The organism is Micromonospora sp. LOL_013 (assembly GCF_048060315.1).
GTDB lineage: Bacteria > Actinomycetota > Actinomycetes > Mycobacteriales > Micromonosporaceae > Micromonospora_E.
In genome coordinates this window covers 43912-60414 of record NZ_JBHMIQ010000032.1, presented here as the reverse complement: position 1 = coordinate 60414, position 16503 = coordinate 43912, and the positions used below count along the sequence as shown (strand labels likewise).

The following is a 16503-nucleotide window of genomic DNA, read 5'->3' as shown; positions in this document are numbered from 1 at the left end:
CCCAATTCACAGCCGGATCACCCGGTCGGCGTGGCCCGAGGTGGCCGGCAGGGTGCCGCGTACCGCGGGGGTGCGGTCGGCGCCGATCCGGGCGAGTGCCCGCGACACGGTGGTGGCGGCGTCGCCGGCACCGACGTCGCGCAGGTCGGCCAGGGCGGTGTCGAGGTCGCAGGCCTCTTCGCCGAGCGCCACGGTGGTGGCGATGGTCTCGCAGACCGCGTCGAGGTCGTCGAGTTCGACGGCGTTCTGCCCGAGCAGGTCCCGCCAGAAGTCGAGGATGCGGCGGTTGCCGGCGTAGTGGCTGCCGGCCGGCATCAGGTAGTAGGTGTCCCACCGGCGGCGGACCTCGTCGACGACGGCGCGCAGCGGGACGTCCTCGTCGAGGTCGTCCCCGATGAATTTCCGGACCTCGCGGGCCTTGACCTTCGGGTACGCCATCTCGTCGCCGATGACGAACAGGTAGCCGCGCTTGCCGCGCCGCTCGTGGCAGTCGATCGACGTGTGCCGGGCCATGAAGTACATGGCGAGCTCGTACGACTCCATCATCTGCCCGCCGCCACCGCCTTCGAGCACGATGTTGCCCAGGTGCTCGTCCATCCGGTTGTCCGACTCGAACTGGCCGATCTGCAGCGGCACCCGGTCGCAGGTGGCGTCGCCGATCGCACCGAACAGGATCTGCGGATCGGTGACGTAGCCCTTGCGCAGCAGCAGGCCGAGCAGTTGCGGCAGCTTCTGCTGCAGCGTCCGGGGCACGCCGCCCATCGATCCGGTGACGTCGAACAGGACGGCGACGGCCAGCGACTGAGGGTGTTCGGTCGAGTCGCGGCTCTCCCGGGCGGCGACGCCGCACGGGTCGAGGGTCGGGTGGACGGTGCGGGCACCGCCGTCGCTGTAGGCGAACGCGCTGGCGCCGGTGGCCTTGCGGTAGGCGCTCGCGGCGCGGTAAACGTCGGTCGACCAGGCTCCACTGCCCATGTCGGGCCTCCTTCGAAGCGGGTGATTCTTAACGGTGGTTGGGGTCGGGGATGGTGAATGGCCGGAACCGGCGGCGGCCCCAAAGCCGTTCGAGCAGGTCGTCGAATTCGGCGAGCAGCCGCCACGCGTCGTCGGGCCGCTGCCGTAGCGCGGCCAGCTGGCAGCCGTCGGTGAACCGGCGCATCGGCTCCGGTGCCTGATCGCCGGTCAGCCAGTCGAGGCAGCGGGCGGCCATCGCGAGGTCGGTTCCGGGGCCGGGGCTGCGGCGTCGGCGGATTTCGTCGGGGTACCAGTCGGCGTACGCCGGGACCAGCGCCGGCACCGGCGTGCCGTCGATGCTGGCGTAGCACCAGTCGACCAGCACCACGCCGTGCTGGTCGGGCTCGATGAGGACGTGGTCGGGTAGCACCGCGCCGTGGACCAGCCCGGCGCGGTGGGCGAAGCCGAGCGCGACCAGCAGCCGCCGCCACATCCAGGCCGCGTCCCGGGCGTCGACCCCGTCGGGGTACGCCCGACGGACCTCGGCGAGGCTGCGCAGCCCGGCGGCGGTGCCCAGCGCGGTGACCTGCCGGACGGCGCCGGTGCCGGTGTCGCGGTGCCGGAACTCGTCCACCACCCGGGGCACGTACGGCAGGTAGCGGGCGTCGCCCCGCTCGGCGAGCCGGGTCAGCGCGGTCGCCTCCCGGGCGATCAGGTCGTTGTTGGCCGGATCCCGGGGCACCTTCACCAGTTGGTCGTCGCCGTGCCGGTACAGGTCGGCGAGGTCGCCGGTGTAGCGGGCAGTCCGGTCCACGACGTACCGGTGCCGACCGGTGTCGATGGTGACGGTGTCCCGGCCGTCGGCGAGGTGCTCCCGCCACAGCTCGGTCAGCTGCATGAACGCGGCGGTGGCGCGCGGGTCGGGTGTGGCCGCCCCGGCGGTGTCCGGGTGCAGCAGCCGGGCCAGCTGGTGGTAGCGCCGAGTCGTCTGGTCGGTGCCGAAGACCTCGGCCGGGTGGTGCGCGGTCAGGACGAGTTTGATCGCCTCGGTCACGGTCATCTGACCTCCTCCTCCCGGGCGGGTCGCAGCAGCGCCGGGTGCAGCAGCCGGGCGTCGCCGGCCCGGTAGATGCGCGAGCGGGGTCCGCCGCGCGGGCCACCGCGTTCGGTGGTGGCGCCGACGCTTTCCAGGAAGCCGGGTACGGAGAGCACCTTGCGTTGGAAGTTGCCGGCGTGCAGTTCGACACCCCAGACGGTCTGGTAGACGCTGCGCAGCTCGCTGACGGTGAACTCGTCGCCGACGAACCGGGTGGCCAGTGGGGTGTACTCGAGCTTGGCGCGGGCCCGGTCCAGGCCGTCGACGACGATCCGGGCGTGGTCGAAGGCGAGTCGCCGGCTGGTGCCGGGTCGTTGCCGCACCGGCCGGTCGGGGTCGGCCCGTTCGGGTAGGCCGAGCGCGTCCACCGGCACCCAGGCCGCGGCGGCGGCGTCGCTGCCGGCCGCCGGGTGGGGCAGCTCGGGCGCGAAGGCGAGGTACGCCACGGAGACCACCCGCATCCGTGGGTCCCGCTCGGGTGCGCCGTAGCTGGCCAGCTGCTCCAGATGCACCCGGTCCATCGCGGCGGCCCGGCCGGGCCGGGTGTCCAGCCCGGTCTCCTCGGCCAGCTCCCGGGCGGCGGCGGTGGGCAGGTCCTCGTTGGGCTGGACGAAGCCGCCGGGTAGCGCCCAGGCCCCTTCGTGCGGCGGCGCGCCCCGCCGCACGAGCAGCACGTGCAGCTGTGCGTCGCGGATGGTCAGCGCCACCACGTCGACGGTCACGGCGACCGGCGGGAACGCCCGGGGGTCGTAGCTGGCGAGGAACTCGGCCTCCGACATCGCGGTCCTTCTCGTTACTAGAAAGTCTCTGATTAAGAACTACTCAATCTGAGAGTAACCTATCTCATGGTGGACCGGATGTCACCCCAACGTGGCGACTGTCATGTCCGGTGCCGGTGATCGACGATGGAGCCCGGTCGCGGCTTAGGTTAGCCTCGGCTCACCGGTAGCCGGTCGGTGAGCCGGCCCGTCACCGACCCCGCCGGAGAGAGACCCGCCGTGCCCGTACCCCGTCCCGCCCCGCTGACCGCGGCCCGGCTGCTGCGGCGCACCCTGCGCCGGCACCGCGGCCGGCTCACCGCCGGCGTCGTACTGCTCAGTCTGCACCAGGCGGCCGAAGCGGCGGTACCGCTGGCCATCGGACTGATCGTCGAGCAGGCCGTCGCGACCGGCGACTGGACCGCGCTCGCGGTCTCGGTGGCCGGACTGGCCGCTCTGTTCACCGTCCTTACCTTCGCCTGGCGGTTCGGTGCCCGGCTGACCGAGACCGCGATCCACCGGGAGACCCACCGGCTCCGGGTGGAGGTCGCCGGGCGGGCACTCGACCCACGCGGGCACCGCACCGGGCTTCGCTCCGGCGAGCTGCTCGCCATCGCCGCCGCCGACGCCGAACGGACCGCGTTGATCATCCGGGCCGCCACGGTCGCCGTCGCCGCCGTGGCGGCGCTGGCGGTCTCGTCCGTGGTCCTGCTCACCATCGACGTGCCGCTCGGCCTTGGTGTCCTGCTCGGCGTGCCGGCGCTGGTGCTGGCCCTGCAGGCGCTCGCCCCAGTGGTCACCCGACGTACCGGCGCGCAGCAGGCCGCCGCCGGGGCGACCACCGCGCTCGCCACCGACCTGGTCGACGGGCTACGCGCGCTGCGCGGGTTCGGCGCGCAGCGCAACGCGGCCCGGCGCTACCGCGAGTCGAGCCGGCACACCCTCCAGGTGACCCTGCGGGCGACCACCATGGCCGGCGTCTACCAGGGAGTCACCGCTGGCGCCAGCGGGCTGCTCCTGGCCGGCGTCGCTGGCGCGGCCGGCGTGATGGCGGTCCGGGGCCGGATCGGCGTCGGTGAGTTCATCACCGTGGTTGGTCTGGCTCAGTTCATCGCCGAGCCGGTCCGTGTACTCGGCTTCTGTGGCCAGCTCGCCGCCGCCGCGCGGGCCTCGGCCGAACGGGTCGCCCGGGTGCTCGCCGCGCCGCCCGCCGTGCTGCCCGGTCAGCGTCCGGCGCCCCGGCCGCAGCCGGCGCGCCTGGCTCTGACCGCGGTCAGCTACCGCTCGCTGCGCGACGTCGATCTGCGGCTGGCAGCGGGGGAGCTGCTCGCAGTGGTGGCGTACGAGCCGCGCGACGCCGAAGCGCTGCTCGACCTGCTGCGCGGCGCCGTCGCCGCCGACGACCATCGGGGATCGGTGGCGGTGGACGGCGTACCGGTCGCTGAGCTGACCCTCGACGGCCTGCGCGAACGGGTCCTGGTCGAACCGCACGACACGGCGCTGTTCGCCGGCACGCTACGCAGTAACCTGCTGATCCGACCCGGCCAGGCAGCGGATCCGTTGCCTGCTGCGATCGGCGCGGCGTGCGCGGACGACATCGTCGCGGCGCATCACGCCGGGCTCGACCATCCGGTCACCGACCGGGGCGCCAGTCTCTCCGGCGGCCAGCGACAGCGGATCGGGCTGGCCCGGGCGCTGGCCGCCGACCCGCCGATCCTGGTGCTGCACGACCCGACGACGGCGGTCGACGCGACCACCGAGGAACGGCTGGCGGCCGGTCTGCGAGCGGCCCGCCACGGCGGTCGTACGGTGGATCCGACCGTCCCGGCCGAGGCCCCGGCCACCCTGGTGGTGACCAGCAGCCCGGCGCTGCTCAGCCGGGCCGACCGGGTCTGCGTCCTGGCCGCTGGTCGGGTGGTGGGCACCGCGCCGCACCACGATCTCGTTCGGACCGATCCGACCTACCGCGCGGCGGTGCTGCGATGACCGGCCGCGCCCGCGACCGGCTGCCGACCGCCACCGGCGGGCGCACCTGGGCGGTGCTCGGCGGGCAGCTGCGCCGCGCCGGTGCGCTGAGCGGATCCGCGCTGGTGACCGTCCTGGCGGCCAGCGCCTCTGGGCTGGTCGCGCCCTGGGTGCTCGGCGTCATGGTCGACGACATCCGGGCCGGCACCGGCACCGGGCAGGTGGTCCGTTCGGTGGTGCTGATCGTGCTCGCGGCCACGGTCGGCGCCGTACTGACCGGTCTAGGCGCCGCGCTGGTCGCCCGGACCGGCGAGACCGTGCTGGCCCGGTTGCGCGAACGGGTGCTCGACCGGGCCCTGCACCTGCCCGGCCGGACGCTGGACCGCACCGGCACCGGCGACCTGCTGGCCCGGGTCGGTGACGACGTGTCGGTGGTGACCCGGGTCATCACCGACACCGCGCCGGTGCTGGTGTCCGCGCTGCTGACCGTCGGGCTCACCGTCGCCGGACTGTTCGCGCTGGACTGGCGGCTTGGCCTGGCCGGGTTGACTGCGGTGCCGATGTACCTGCTCGCGTTGCGCTGGTACCTGCCCCGCTCCGGGCCGAACTACGCGCGGGAACGGGTGGTCACCGGGGAACGGTCCGAGGCGATGATCGGCGCGTTGCGCGGCGCGGCGACGGTCCGCGCGTACCGGCTGGAGGCGGCACACCTCGCCGCGATCGAGCAGCGCTCGGCGGCGTCGCGCGACCTGTCGGTGTCCGTGCTGCGGATGTTCACCCGGTTCGGCTCCCGGCTCAACCGGGCCGAGTGCGTCGGTCTGACCTCGGTGCTGGTGGTCGGCTTCCTGTTGGTGCGGGCGGACCTGGTGACGGTCGGGGCTACCACGGCCGCTGCGCTGTACTTCCACCGGCTGTTCAATCCTCTCGGCGCGCTGGTCGCCGAGTTCGACCAGGTCCAGCAGGCCGGGGCCAGCCTGGCGCGCCTGGTGGGGGTGGCCGATCTGCCCCCGGCACCGGCCGTGACCGGGCCGGTCGTGTCAGCCGACACCGGGCTCGAGATCGACGGCGTCAGCCACCGGTACGACGACGGCCCGTTGGTGCTGTGCGGCGTGACGCTGCGGGTCGAGCCGGGGCAACGGGTGGCGCTGGTCGGGGTCAGCGGCGCGGGCAAGAGCACCCTGGCCGGCGTGGTCGCCGGGCTGCTCCGGCCGACCGCGGGCACGGTCCGGCTCGGCGGGGTGCCGGTCGCCGGGCCGGATCGTGCCGGTCACCCGGGGCTCGCCGGTCGGATCGCGCTGGTCAGTCAGGACGTGCACGTGTTCGCCGGTCCGTTGACCGAGGATCTGCGGCTGGCCCGCGCCGACGCCACCACCGACGAGATCACCGATGCGCTGGCCACGGTGGGCGCGCTCGGTTGGGTCCGGGCATTGCCCGACGGCGTCGACAGCGTAGTCGGTGAGGGCGGTCACCAGCCGACCGCCGCTCAGGCGCAGCAGCTCGCTCTGGCCCGGTTGGTGCTGGCCGATCCGGACGTGGCGATCCTCGACGAGGCGACGGCGGAGGCGGGCAGCGCCGGCGCGCGGGACCTGGAACGGGCCGCGTTCGCCGCGACCGCCGGTCGGACGACTCTGATCGTCGCGCACCGGCTCACCCAGGCCCGGCGGGCCGACCGGATCGTGGTGCTCGACGCCGGCCGGGTCGTGGCCTCGGGTACGCACGACGAGCTGATCGCCGCCGGCAGCGACTACCGGCGGCTGTGGGACAGCTGGACCGGTGGTCCCACCTTGTCGGTTGACCCTACTGAGAATCTTGTTTAACGTCGCACGTCGATGTGTTGTGCCCGCTGACCTGAGGGAGGGCGTCGTGCGCCGTTGGAGTTTCGTCGTCGCGGCCGGAGGGCTCGCGGCGGCCGTCGTCGGGGCGGTGGCCCTGCTCGCACCGTCGGCCAGTGCCGCCACCGCGGCCTTCGTGAAGGTCAACGACTGGGGCAGCGGCTACGAGGGCCGGTTCACCGTCACCAACGACACGGCCGGCACCATCACCTCCTGGCAGGTGGGCTTCGACCTGCCGACCGGCAGCCGGATCAGTTCGTCGTGGAACGCGCGGTCGGCCGCCGTCGGCAACCGGTACACGTTCGACAACGCCAGTTGGAACGGCACCATCGCGGCCGGCGGCAGCACTACGTTCGGGTTCATCGTCGTCGGCAGCGGAATACCCGGCAACTGTACGGTCAACGGTGCCGCCTGCGCCGGCGGACCGGCCCCGACCACCCCGCCGCCGACCACCGTGGCCCCGACCACCCCGCCGCCGACGACGGCTCCGCCGACCGGCACCACGCCGGTCGCGATCAACGGTCAGTTGCGGGTCTGCGGAGTCAACCTGTGCAACCAGCACGGCCGCCCGATCCAGTTGCGCGGCATGAGCACGCACGGACTGCAGTGGTACGCCCACTGCCTCGACGACACCTCGCTGGACACGCTCGCCACCGACTGGCGGGCCGACGTCCTGCGGATCTCGATGTACATCCAGGAGGACGGCTACGAGACCGATCCGCGCGGCTTCACCGACCGGGTGCACGGACTGATCGACGAGGCGACCGCCCGCGGCATGTACGCCATTGTCGACTGGCACCTGCTGACCCCGGGTGACCCAAACTACAACCTGGACCGGGCCAGGACCTTCTTCGCTGAGATCGCCCAGCGGCACGCCGGCAAGCCGAACGTGCTCTACGAGATCGCCAATGAGCCGAACGGGGTCGACTGGGCCGGTATCAAGATCTACGCCGAGCAGGTCATCCCGGTGATCAGGGCGGCCGACCCGGACGGCGTCGTGCTGGTCGGCACGCGGGCCTGGTCGTCGCTGGGTGTGTCGGAAGGCGGCAGCGAGGCCGAGGTCATCGCCAATCCGGTGAACGCGACCAACATCATGTACACCTTCCACTTCTACGCCGGCTCGCATCACGACGCGTACCGCTCGGCGCTGTCGCGGGCGGCGGATCAGCTACCGATGTTCGTCACCGAATTCGGCGTCCAGACCTACACCGGAGACGGGGCCAACGATCTGGTCAACGCCCAGTTGTGGATCGACCTGCTGGAATCGCGCAAAATCAGCTGGGTGAACTGGAACTATTCCGACGACTTCCGGTCCGGGGCGGTCTTCCGAACCGGGGTGTGCGGCAGCGGCTCCTACGCCGGTACCGCCCCGCTCAAGGAGGCAGGTGTCTGGATTCGGGAACGGATTCGCAGTGCGGACGACTTCCCGACCCACTGAAAGCCGGCATTAGCCACTGAGCGGGAGTATTCGCGTCGGTCGGTGGGGTGCCGTGAGGCCGAACCGGAAGGTCGGCACGGTGCCCCACCGCCTTTCCGGCATGTGCCGCATAGGAACTATGCGGCGTAGGGGAGCGGGAGTACCTGTTGTCGGAAATAGTCGTCACGCAAAGTTAGATGTTTCCACCTCTGCCTATTTGGCATAGCCTCTCTGGGTGATGGTCCGATCGCGGTGAGTTTGTGGTCGTGTCGATCGGCGGCGCGCCGTCGCCAGGGGAGGACAGCGGAATGGCATCCGAACGTGTCCAGGCCGGCGACGGGACGGCGGCATCTACCCGGGTGGCCCCGACCGTGGCGACCTACCGCACGTCCTGTGTCGGCGCCCGGACGTCGATCGACGAAGCCCAGGCGGTCGTCTTCGGAGCGCTCGCCGCGCTGGAGACCGCGGCCCGGTTGGACCGGCCGGTGCCGATCCGGTCGACCACGGCGACGCTCGGCCTCGACCTGATCGACCCCCCTGAGCAGCTGCGCCATCTGGCTGGACCGGCGGTCCGCTCCTGGCTGTCCCGGCGGCTGCGCCCGGTGGATCTGCTGCCGGAGCGGCGGGACGCCCTGCTGGTGCGGGCGACCACCGGGGTGGCGGCTCCGCCCGGCCCACCCACGGCCCGCATCGACTGGCGGGTCACCGCGAACCACCTGACCATCCACGCCAGCTGCCCCGGCGGGGACCCGTGGCGGCGCTGCCTGCCGGCGGTCGCCGAGCTGTACGCGGAGGTGCTGCGCGAGCTGGTCGACGAACCCGGCCAGGCCAGCTGGCGTACCGCCGGCGTCAGCGGTACCTCGCGTGACCTGTTGCTCGACCGGTACGCCGGTCGTCGGGTGGACCGCGGGCCGTTCCGTCCGCTGCACCTGCTGGTCGAGCAGGCGGTGGACCGGCATCCCCAGCGGGTCGCGGTCAGTGGCGCGGGAGGCCGCCTCACCTACCGTGAACTGGACGACGCCGCCAACGGACTGGCTGCGACCCTGGCCGACGTCGGCGTCCGGCCCGGCGACCCGGTGCCGGTACTGCTCGCCGCCGGCCCGGCGCTGCCGGTGGCCAGTCTCGCGCTGCTCAAGATCGGGGCCGTCCATGTCACCATCGATCCACGCTGGTCACCGGCCAGGCTGCGGCCTGTGCTGGCATCGGTACCCGGTGCGCCTGTGCTCGCCGCCGCGCCGTCCGGGGACCCAGCGCTGTCCGGCGCCCGCGTGATCGACGTACGGCCGGGTCAGGTCCCCTCATCCCGCCGGCGCCCGGAACCGGCGGGGACGCCCGACGACCTGGCGCACGCGCTGGTCACCGCCGACGCGGACGGGGTACCGCGCTGCACCGTCAGTCGGCATGTCGCCCTGACGGACCGGGTGCACTTCATGACCCGCTTCTTCGCCGCCACCGGCGGTGAGGTCGTGCTGCCGGGCGGCCCCGGGCCCGCTCCGTCGGTCGGCAACCTCATCTGGCCGTTGACCACCGGCGGGCGGCTGGTGCTGGCGTCCCCCGGCTCCGGCCGGCCGGATCTGTCCACCATGGTCGCCGTCATCGCGGCCGAGCAGGTGACGATGATCGACACGGAGCCGGACACGTTCGACACGATGGTGGCGGCGATCGAGCGGGACGCCGCGGTCGCCGGGCGTCTCGCCAGTCTGCGCCATGTCGTGGTGCCGGGTCCGGGGCTGCGGCCGGCCAGTGCCCGCCGACTGCGACGCCTGCTGCCCCAGGTCGAGGTCAGCACCGGGTACGGCCCGGTCGGGACGGTCGCCGTCGCCTACCACCGGGTGGGTGAGACCGACGGCGACGCCATCCCGGTCGGCCAGCCGGTCGACAACTGCCACCTGCTCGTCGCCGACGACCGGCTGCGGCTGCTACCGCCCGGTGCCACCGGCGCCATCCTGATCGGCGGGGCGGGTGTCGGCGCCGGCCGGCACGGCACGCCGTGGCGCGCCGCCGCTGGGTACGTTGCCAACCCGTTTCCGGAGATCCCGGGTGACCTGCTATACCGCAGCGGGGACCTGGGCCGCTTCGACGAGGACGGCCGGCTGCATCTGGTCGACCGCGGTGACCGCCGGACCGACGGCGACGAGACACCCGAACGGTCCGGGGCGGCCCGGGCCGGCGAGCCGGCGCCTGACGTCCGGCTGCGCGGCGAGAACCGGGTGGTGGCGGCCAGCGCGGGTGTCGCCGGTCGTGGTGGCGGCCCCGGGCCGGGGTGACCCCCGCCGACATCGATCGGCAGGCGGGCTACCGCTCGGCGGCCGCGTACCGGATGATCGACACCGGTGGACCGGACACGGAACGCGGACGGGAGGGCGGCCACGGTGACGGTACGGCAGACCGGCGGCGACGGGGAGGCCACGGGGACGGCCCCGACGCTGTGGGCGATCAGCGATCTGCACATCGCGTACCCGGAGAACCGCCAGATCGTCGCCGACCTGGCGGCGCCGGCGCCGCAGGACTGGCTGATCGTCGCCGGCGACGTCGCCGAGACGATCGCCGACGTGCGGTGGGCGCTGGCCACGCTGCGCGAGCGGTTCGCCGAGGTGATCTGGTCGCCGGGCAACCACGAACTGTGGACCACCGCGCACGACCCGGTACAGCTGCGCGGCGTGGAGCGCTACACGCACCTGGTCGACCTCTGCCGGTCGCTCGACGTGCGGACCCCGGAGGACCCGTACCTGATCTGGTCCGGTGCCGGCGGACCGGCGGCGGTGGCACCGTTGTTCACCCTGTACGACTACAGCTTCCTGCCGCCGGGCACCAGCACCAAGGCGGAAGGGCTCGCGTACGCACACCGCACCGGCATCGTCTGCACCGACGAGGCGATGCTGCATCCGGACCCGTTCCCGACCCGGGAGCAGTGGTGCTGGCGACGGCTGGCGGAGACCGAAGAGCGTCTCGCCGAGTTGGGACCGCAACTGCCCACCGTCCTGATCAACCACTACCCGCTGGTCCGGACACCGATGGACGTGCTGCGCTACCCGGAGTTCGCCATGTGGTGCGGCACCGACCGGACCGCCGACTGGCACCTGCGGTACCGGGCGGCGGTGATGGTCTACGGCCACCTGCACATCCCGCGCACCACCGTCTACGACGGCGTGCGCTTCGAGGAGGTGTCGGTCGGCTACCCCCGGGAGTGGCGTCGCCGCCTGGCGGTGCCCGGCCAGCTGCGCCGGATCCTGCCCGGCCCGCAGCCGGGCTGATCAGCGTCCGGTCGCCCGGGCTGGTCAGCTGCCGGTCAGCCTTGGCCGCTCGACCGGTCGGTGCCGCCGTCGGCCGGGCCGGTGAACGCCGCCAGCAACTGCGCCGCAGCCTGCGCGGGGGTGATTTCCCCGGCGAGCACCCGTTTCTCGGTCTGCGGGGTCAGCGCGACCACCGCCGGATGCCCGCGCAACTGGTCCAGCAACCCGTCGCGCACCATCGCCCAGACCCAGCGCAGCTGCTGCTGCCGGCGGTGCCGGTCCAGCTCACCGCTGGCCCGCCGCCGGTCCTGGTGGGCGGTCACCTGCTGCCACACCTCGGCCAGCCCGGTCCCGTCCCGGCCGCTGGCGGTGAGCACCGGGACGGCCCAGTCGTCGTGCCCGCCGCGTAGCATCCGTAACGCCCCGGCCAGCTCACGTGCGGCGGAACGGGCCTCCGCCGCGTGCGCGCCGTCGGCCTTGTTGACCACCACGACGTCGGCGAGCTCCAGCACACCCTTCTTGATGCCCTGCAACTGGTCACCGGTGCGGGCCAGGGTAAGCAGCAGGAACGTGTCGACCATCTCGGCAACGGTGGTCTCGGACTGTCCCACCCCGACGGTCTCCACCAGCACCACGTCGTAGCCAGCGGCCTCCACCACCACCATCGCTTCCCGGGTGGCGCGGGCCACCCCGCCGAGCGTGCCGGCGGTCGGCGAGGGGCGGACGAACGCGGCCGGGTCGGCGGCCAGCCGAGTCATCCGGGTCTTGTCACCGAGGATGCTGCCGCCGCTGCGGGCCGACGACGGGTCGACGGCCAGCACCGCGACCCGGTGCCCGTCGCCGGTCAGCCGGGACCCGAGCGCGTCGATGAAGGTGGACTTGCCGACCCCGGGGACGCCGGTCACCCCGACCCGCCGGGCCAGCCCGGCGTACGGTGTCAGCGCGACCAGCAAGTGCTGGGCGTGCGTCCGGTGGTCGGGCCGGGTCGACTCGACCAGGGTGATCGCCCGGGCCAGCCATGCGGGTGCCGCCGCCCGTACCCCGGCGACATAGTCGGCCACCGGGGGCAGCCCGCGCCGTACGCCGGTCATCCGGCCTCGGCGGTGTCGTGCCCCAGCCGATGGGACAGCTCGGCGAGCAGGTCCACCGCGGCGTCGGCCAGCACCGTGCCGGGTGGGAAAATCGCCGCCGCACCGGCGGCGCGCAGCGCGTCGAAGTCCTGCGGCGGCACCACCCCGCCGACGATCACCATGATGTCGTCCCGGTCGAGGGCAGCCAGTTCATCGCGCAGCGCCGGCACCAGGGTCAGGTGACCGGCGGCGAGGGAGTTGACGCCGACCAGGTGCACGTCGGCCTCGACGGCCTGCCGGGCGACCTCGGCCGGGGTCTGGAACAGCGGACCCACGTCGACGTCGAAGCCCAGGTCGGCGAAGGCGGTGGCGACCACCTTCTGCCCCCGGTCGTGCCCGTCCTGGCCCATCTTCGCGACCAGGATCCGGGGCCGGCGTCCCTCGGCGACGGCGAACGCGTCGGTTGCGGCCCGGGCACGGTCGATCCCGGCCACCGCGCCCGCCTCCTGTCGGTACACCCCGCTGATGGTACGGATCTGCGCGGCGTGCCGGCCGTACACCTGCTCCAGCGCGGTGGAGATCTCCCCGACGGTGGCACCGGCCCGCGCGGCGTCGACCGCCAACGCGAGCAGGTTGCCGGACAGCCCGTCACCGCCGGCGTCGGGTCCGGCGTCGGCGGCGCGGGTCAGCGCCGCCAGCGCCGCGTCGCACGCCGGCCCGTCCCGCTCGGCGCGCAGCCGCCGCAGCTTGTCCAGCTGCGCGGCCCGTACCGCGGTGTTGTCGACCTTGAGCACCTCGATCGGCTCGTCGGCGTCCGGCCGGAACCGGTTGACGCCGATCACCGGCTGGCGACCGGAGTCGATTCGGGCCTGGGCGCGGGCGGCGGCCTCCTCGATCCGCAGCTTGGGCAGCCCTTCGTCGATTGCCCGTGCCATGCCACCGGCGGCCTCCACCTCCTGGATGTGCTGCCACGCCCGGTGCGCCAGGTCGTGGGTGAGCCGCTCCAGGTAGTAGCTGCCGCCCCACGGGTCGATCACCCGGTTGGTCCCGGACTCCTGGGCCAGCAGCAACTGGGTGTTGCGGGCGATCCTCGCGGAGAAATCGGTGGGCAGGGCCAGTGCCTCGTCCAACGCGTTGGTGTGCAGCGACTGGGTGTGCCCCTGGGTGGCCGCCATCGCCTCGACGCAGGTGCGGACCACGTTGGTGAACACGTCCTGCGCGGTCAGCGACCAGCCGGAGGTCTGGCAGTGGGTGCGCAGACTCAACGACTTCGGGTTGGTGGCGCCGGAGTCGCGGACCAGCCGGGCCCACAGCAGCCGGGCGGCCCGCAACTTGGCGACCTCCATGAAGAAGTTCATCCCGATCGCCCAGAAGAACGACAGCCGGGGCGCGAAGGTGTCCACTGCCAGCCCGGCGGTCTGCCCGGCCCGCAGGTACTCGACGCCGTCGGCGAGGGTGTACGCCAGCTCCAGATCGGCGGTCGCCCCGGCCTCCTGGATGTGGTAGCCGGAGATGGAGATCGAGTTGAACCGGGGCATCCGTGCCGAGGTGTAGGCGAAGATGTCGGAGATGATCCGCATCGACGGCCCCGGCGGGTAGATGTAGGTGTTGCGGACCATGAACTCCTTGAGGATGTCGTTCTGGATGGTCCCGGTGAGTTTCTCCGGCGGTACGCCCTGCTCCTCGGCGGCGACGATGTACAACGCCAGGACCGGCAGCACCGCACCGTTCATGGTCATCGACACGCTCATCCGGTCCAGCGGGATGCCGTCGAACAGCTGCCGCATGTCGTAGATGGAGTCCACCGCGACCCCGGCCATCCCCACGTCCCCGGCGACCCGGGGGTGGTCGGAGTCGTACCCCCGGTGGGTGGCCAGGTCGAAGGCGATGGACAGGCCCTTTTGCCCGGCGGCCAGGTTGCGCCGGTAGAAGGCGTTGGACTCCTCGGCGGTGGAGAACCCGGCGTACTGGCGAATCGTCCACGGCTGGGTGGTGTACATCGTCGGGTACGGTCCGCGCAGGTACGGCGGGACGCCGGGCACCGTGTCGAGGAAGGTCAGGTCGGCGGTGTCCGCCGCGGTGTACAGCGGCGCGACCTCGATCCCCTCCGGCGTGTGCCAGGTCGGACCGGGCGGCTGCGCACCCGACGCCGCGGCCGGCCCGCCGTCGCCGCACCGACCGTCCTGCGGCAGCAGTGTGGCCTGCGAGAAGTCCGGGATCATCGGGGGACCTCCAGGTCGTCGAACGTGGCGTCGAGGACGGCCATCGCGTCGCAGCCGATGTATAGGTAGCCGTCGACGTGGTCGTGGCCGGCTGGCCGGCCGGCCAGCCAGACCCGCCGGGCCCCGGCGGCGGTCAGCGCGGCGGCCAGCGGCGCTGCGGCCGCCGGGTAGCTGGCGTCGGTGCCGCAGATGCAGGCCACGGTGGACGGATCGGCGGCGAAGGCGGCGGCGATCGCCGCCGGGTCGTCGGCCGGGTCGCCACCCCGGGTGGTGGCGATCCCACCGGCGGCGAAGAGGTTGCCGGCGAACCCGGCGCGGGCGCTGTGCGCCGCGAGTGGCCCCAGGGTGGCCAGGAAGACGCTCGGCCGGGCGCCGGTGGCCGCCAGGTACGCGTCGGCCCGGTCCCGCCGAGCCTCGAACCCCCCGGCGTGGAACCGTCGCGGCAGGCCTCCGCCGGGCGTTACGGGCGCCGGGGTACGGGCGGGCAGCCGCTCGTCCAGATTGGGGAACTCGCTGACCCCGGTCACCGGGTCCCGTCGGTGCGCCAGATTGCCGGCCCGACGTTGCCAGGTCGCGTCGATCCGGTCGGCGATCAGCCCGGCGGACAGCGCGGCGGCGGCACCGCCGGCCCGCTCGATCTCGGTGAACCAGTCCCAGGCGGTCGCCGCCAGATCCGAAGTGATCTGTTCGACGTACCAGGACCCGCCGGCCGGGTCCAGTACCCGACCGAGGTGAGTCTCGGCGAGCAGCACCGACTGGGTGTTGCGGGCGATCCGCCGGGCGAAGCCGTCCGGCAGCCCCAGCCGGGCGTCGAACGGCGCGACGGTGACCGCGTCCGCCCCGCCGACCCCGGCCGCGAAGCAGGCCACTGTGGTGCGCAGCATGTTCACCCACGGGTCCCGGGCGGTCATCATCGCTGCGGAGGTGACCGCGTGCTGCCGCTGCCGACCCGCCTCGGGTACGCCGCAGAGCTGCCCGACGCGGGCCCAGGCCTGCCGGGCGGCGCGCAGCTTGGCGATGGTGGCGAACTGGTCGGTGGTGGCGGCGAAGCGGAACTCCAGCTGCCCGAAGGCGGCCGGCAGGTCGAGCCCGGCGTCGGTGAGGGCCCGGAGATAGGCCAGCCCGGTGGCCAGGGCACAGCCGATCTCTTGGGCGTCGCTACCGCCCGCGTCGTGGTACGCGGTGGCGTCCACAGTGACCGCGCGCAGGCCCGGTGACCGGGCGGCGTACCCGGCGAGGACGCCGAGCTGCGCGAGGTCACCGGCCTGGCCGGTGCGGGCCTGCCAGCCGAGCGGGTCGGCGCCCAGACAGCCGGCCAGAGCGCCGCGTTCGACGCCCCGGTCGTCGGCGAGCGTGAGCAGCGCCTTGGCCGCGGCGACGCTGACCGCGCCGGCGTCAAGCACCACTGGGGCCAGCTCGAGGTGGACCCCGTCGAGCACCTCCGGCAGGTCGGACGGGTGCAGGCCACCGGCGGTCAGGTCGATCCAGACCGAGGTGCAACCGTTGGCGAGGTCGGTCAGCACCGCCTCGCGGACCGCCTTCGGATCCGGGTCGGCGTACCGCTGCCGGACGTCCCAGCCGGCCACCGTCTCGGCCGGGTCGGTGCCGCCCGCGCCGCCGCCGTCGCGTCGGGCCTGGGCCCCGCGCACGTACGGTGCCGTCCCGGGCACCCCGACGTCCGGTGGGGCCGCCGGCCGGGTGTGCAGCGGGGCGACCCGGATGCCGTCGTAGGTGGTGGTGGCCAGCAGTTCGTCCACGGATCCGGCCGGGGTGTCCGGGCCTGCGGCGCCCGACTTGCGCAGGACGCCGAGCGCGAGCCGTCGCCAGTCGTCCGGCGTGGCCGGTGGGAATCCAGCGGCCGGGTCGAGGCTCTCGGATGGCACCGTCATGCACGGGATGTTAAGGGTGCGTCGCACTGATGGTCGGACTCGTACCCGGACTGTGACCACATCCACC

11 protein-coding genes are annotated in these 16503 nt (G+C 73.3%); 5 read left to right on the top strand and 6 right to left on the bottom strand.

What is annotated here, in order from left to right; translation table 11 throughout:
* Positions 1–6 precede the first annotated feature (6 nt).
* The 3 genes from ACFHWS_RS20905 to ACFHWS_RS20895 are packed head-to-tail and all read right to left on the bottom strand — an operon-like array spanning position 7 to position 2829.
* On the bottom strand, positions 7–975 hold the full coding sequence (locus tag ACFHWS_RS20905) for a hypothetical protein (RefSeq protein ID WP_416568834.1): 969 nt from the start codon (positions 973–975) through the stop codon (positions 7–9).
* A gap of 28 nt (positions 976–1003) precedes the next feature.
* Positions 1004–2014 (bottom strand): serine/threonine protein kinase, encoded by a 1011-nt coding sequence (locus ACFHWS_RS20900; RefSeq protein ID WP_416556408.1) that lies wholly within the window; start codon positions 2012–2014, stop codon positions 1004–1006.
* Positions 2011–2829 carry an NUDIX hydrolase gene (locus ACFHWS_RS20895; RefSeq protein ID WP_416568833.1) on the bottom strand — a complete coding sequence of 273 codons (819 nt, stop codon included), beginning with the start codon at positions 2827–2829 and terminating at the stop codon, positions 2011–2013. Before ACFHWS_RS20895 ends, ACFHWS_RS20900 begins: the two co-directional genes overlap by 4 nt.
* A 219-nt stretch (positions 2830–3048) precedes the next feature.
* Between ACFHWS_RS20895 and ACFHWS_RS20890 the strand changes: the two genes are divergently transcribed.
* The 5 genes from ACFHWS_RS20890 (at position 3049) to ACFHWS_RS20870 (ending at position 11276) form a co-directional block, all read left to right on the top strand.
* Entirely contained in the window at positions 3049–4794 is a 1746-nt protein-coding gene (locus ACFHWS_RS20890) for an ABC transporter transmembrane domain-containing protein (protein ID WP_416568832.1), read from the top strand.
* A complete protein-coding gene (locus ACFHWS_RS20885) occupies positions 4791–6590 on the top strand; it encodes an ABC transporter ATP-binding protein (protein ID WP_416556404.1) in 1800 nt (599 codons plus the stop codon). Before ACFHWS_RS20890 ends, ACFHWS_RS20885 begins: the two co-directional genes overlap by 4 nt.
* 46 nt (positions 6591–6636) lie before the next feature.
* Positions 6637–8043 carry a cellulase family glycosylhydrolase gene (locus ACFHWS_RS20880; RefSeq protein WP_416556403.1) on the top strand — a complete coding sequence of 469 codons (1407 nt, stop codon included), beginning with the start codon at positions 6637–6639 and terminating at the stop codon, positions 8041–8043.
* A 287-nt stretch (positions 8044–8330) separates the two neighbouring features.
* Entirely contained in the window at positions 8331–10289 is a 1959-nt protein-coding gene (locus ACFHWS_RS20875; protein WP_416568831.1) for an AMP-binding protein, read from the top strand.
* Positions 10290–10394: 105 nt separating this feature from the next.
* The gene (locus ACFHWS_RS20870) at positions 10395–11276 is read left to right on the top strand and encodes a metallophosphoesterase family protein (RefSeq protein WP_416568847.1); all 882 of its coding nucleotides are present in this window, start codon (positions 10395–10397) and stop codon (positions 11274–11276) included.
* 35 nt (positions 11277–11311) lie between these two features.
* Here the strand turns inward: ACFHWS_RS20870 and meaB are convergent, their stop codons facing one another.
* The 3 genes from meaB to ACFHWS_RS20855 are packed head-to-tail and all read right to left on the bottom strand — an operon-like array spanning position 11312 to position 16436.
* Positions 11312–12346 carry a methylmalonyl Co-A mutase-associated GTPase MeaB gene (gene meaB, locus ACFHWS_RS20865; protein ID WP_416568830.1) on the bottom strand — a complete coding sequence of 345 codons (1035 nt, stop codon included), beginning with the start codon at positions 12344–12346 and terminating at the stop codon, positions 11312–11314.
* A complete protein-coding gene (gene scpA, locus ACFHWS_RS20860; protein WP_416568829.1) occupies positions 12343–14547 on the bottom strand; it encodes a methylmalonyl-CoA mutase in 2205 nt (734 codons plus the stop codon). Before scpA ends, meaB begins: the two co-directional genes overlap by 4 nt.
* The gene (locus ACFHWS_RS20855; protein ID WP_416568828.1) at positions 14544–16436 is read right to left on the bottom strand and encodes a methylmalonyl-CoA mutase subunit beta; all 1893 of its coding nucleotides are present in this window, start codon (positions 16434–16436) and stop codon (positions 14544–14546) included. The genes scpA and ACFHWS_RS20855 overlap by 4 nt, the downstream gene beginning before the upstream one ends.
* Positions 16437–16503 lie beyond the last annotated feature (67 nt).

Bases quoted from the DNA above. Each gene is read 5' to 3' on its own strand.
- ACFHWS_RS20875 (WP_416568831.1), top strand. From the start codon at position 8,331: ATGGCATCCGAACGTGTCCAGGCCGGCGACGGGACGGCGGCATCTACC.
- ACFHWS_RS20895 (WP_416568833.1), bottom strand. From the start codon at position 2,829: ATGTCGGAGGCCGAGTTCCTCGCCAGCTACGACCCCCGGGCGTTCCCG.
- meaB (WP_416568830.1), bottom strand. From the start codon at position 12,346: ATGACCGGCGTACGGCGCGGGCTGCCCCCGGTGGCCGACTATGTCGCC.
- scpA (WP_416568829.1), bottom strand. From the start codon at position 14,547: ATGATCCCGGACTTCTCGCAGGCCACACTGCTGCCGCAGGACGGTCGG.
- ACFHWS_RS20905 (WP_416568834.1), bottom strand. From the start codon at position 975: ATGGGCAGTGGAGCCTGGTCGACCGACGTTTACCGCGCCGCGAGCGCC.
- ACFHWS_RS20900 (WP_416556408.1), bottom strand. From the start codon at position 2,014: ATGACCGTGACCGAGGCGATCAAACTCGTCCTGACCGCGCACCACCCG.
- ACFHWS_RS20855 (WP_416568828.1), bottom strand. From the start codon at position 16,436: ATGACGGTGCCATCCGAGAGCCTCGACCCGGCCGCTGGATTCCCACCG.
- ACFHWS_RS20885 (WP_416556404.1), top strand. From the start codon at position 4,791: ATGACCGGCCGCGCCCGCGACCGGCTGCCGACCGCCACCGGCGGGCGC.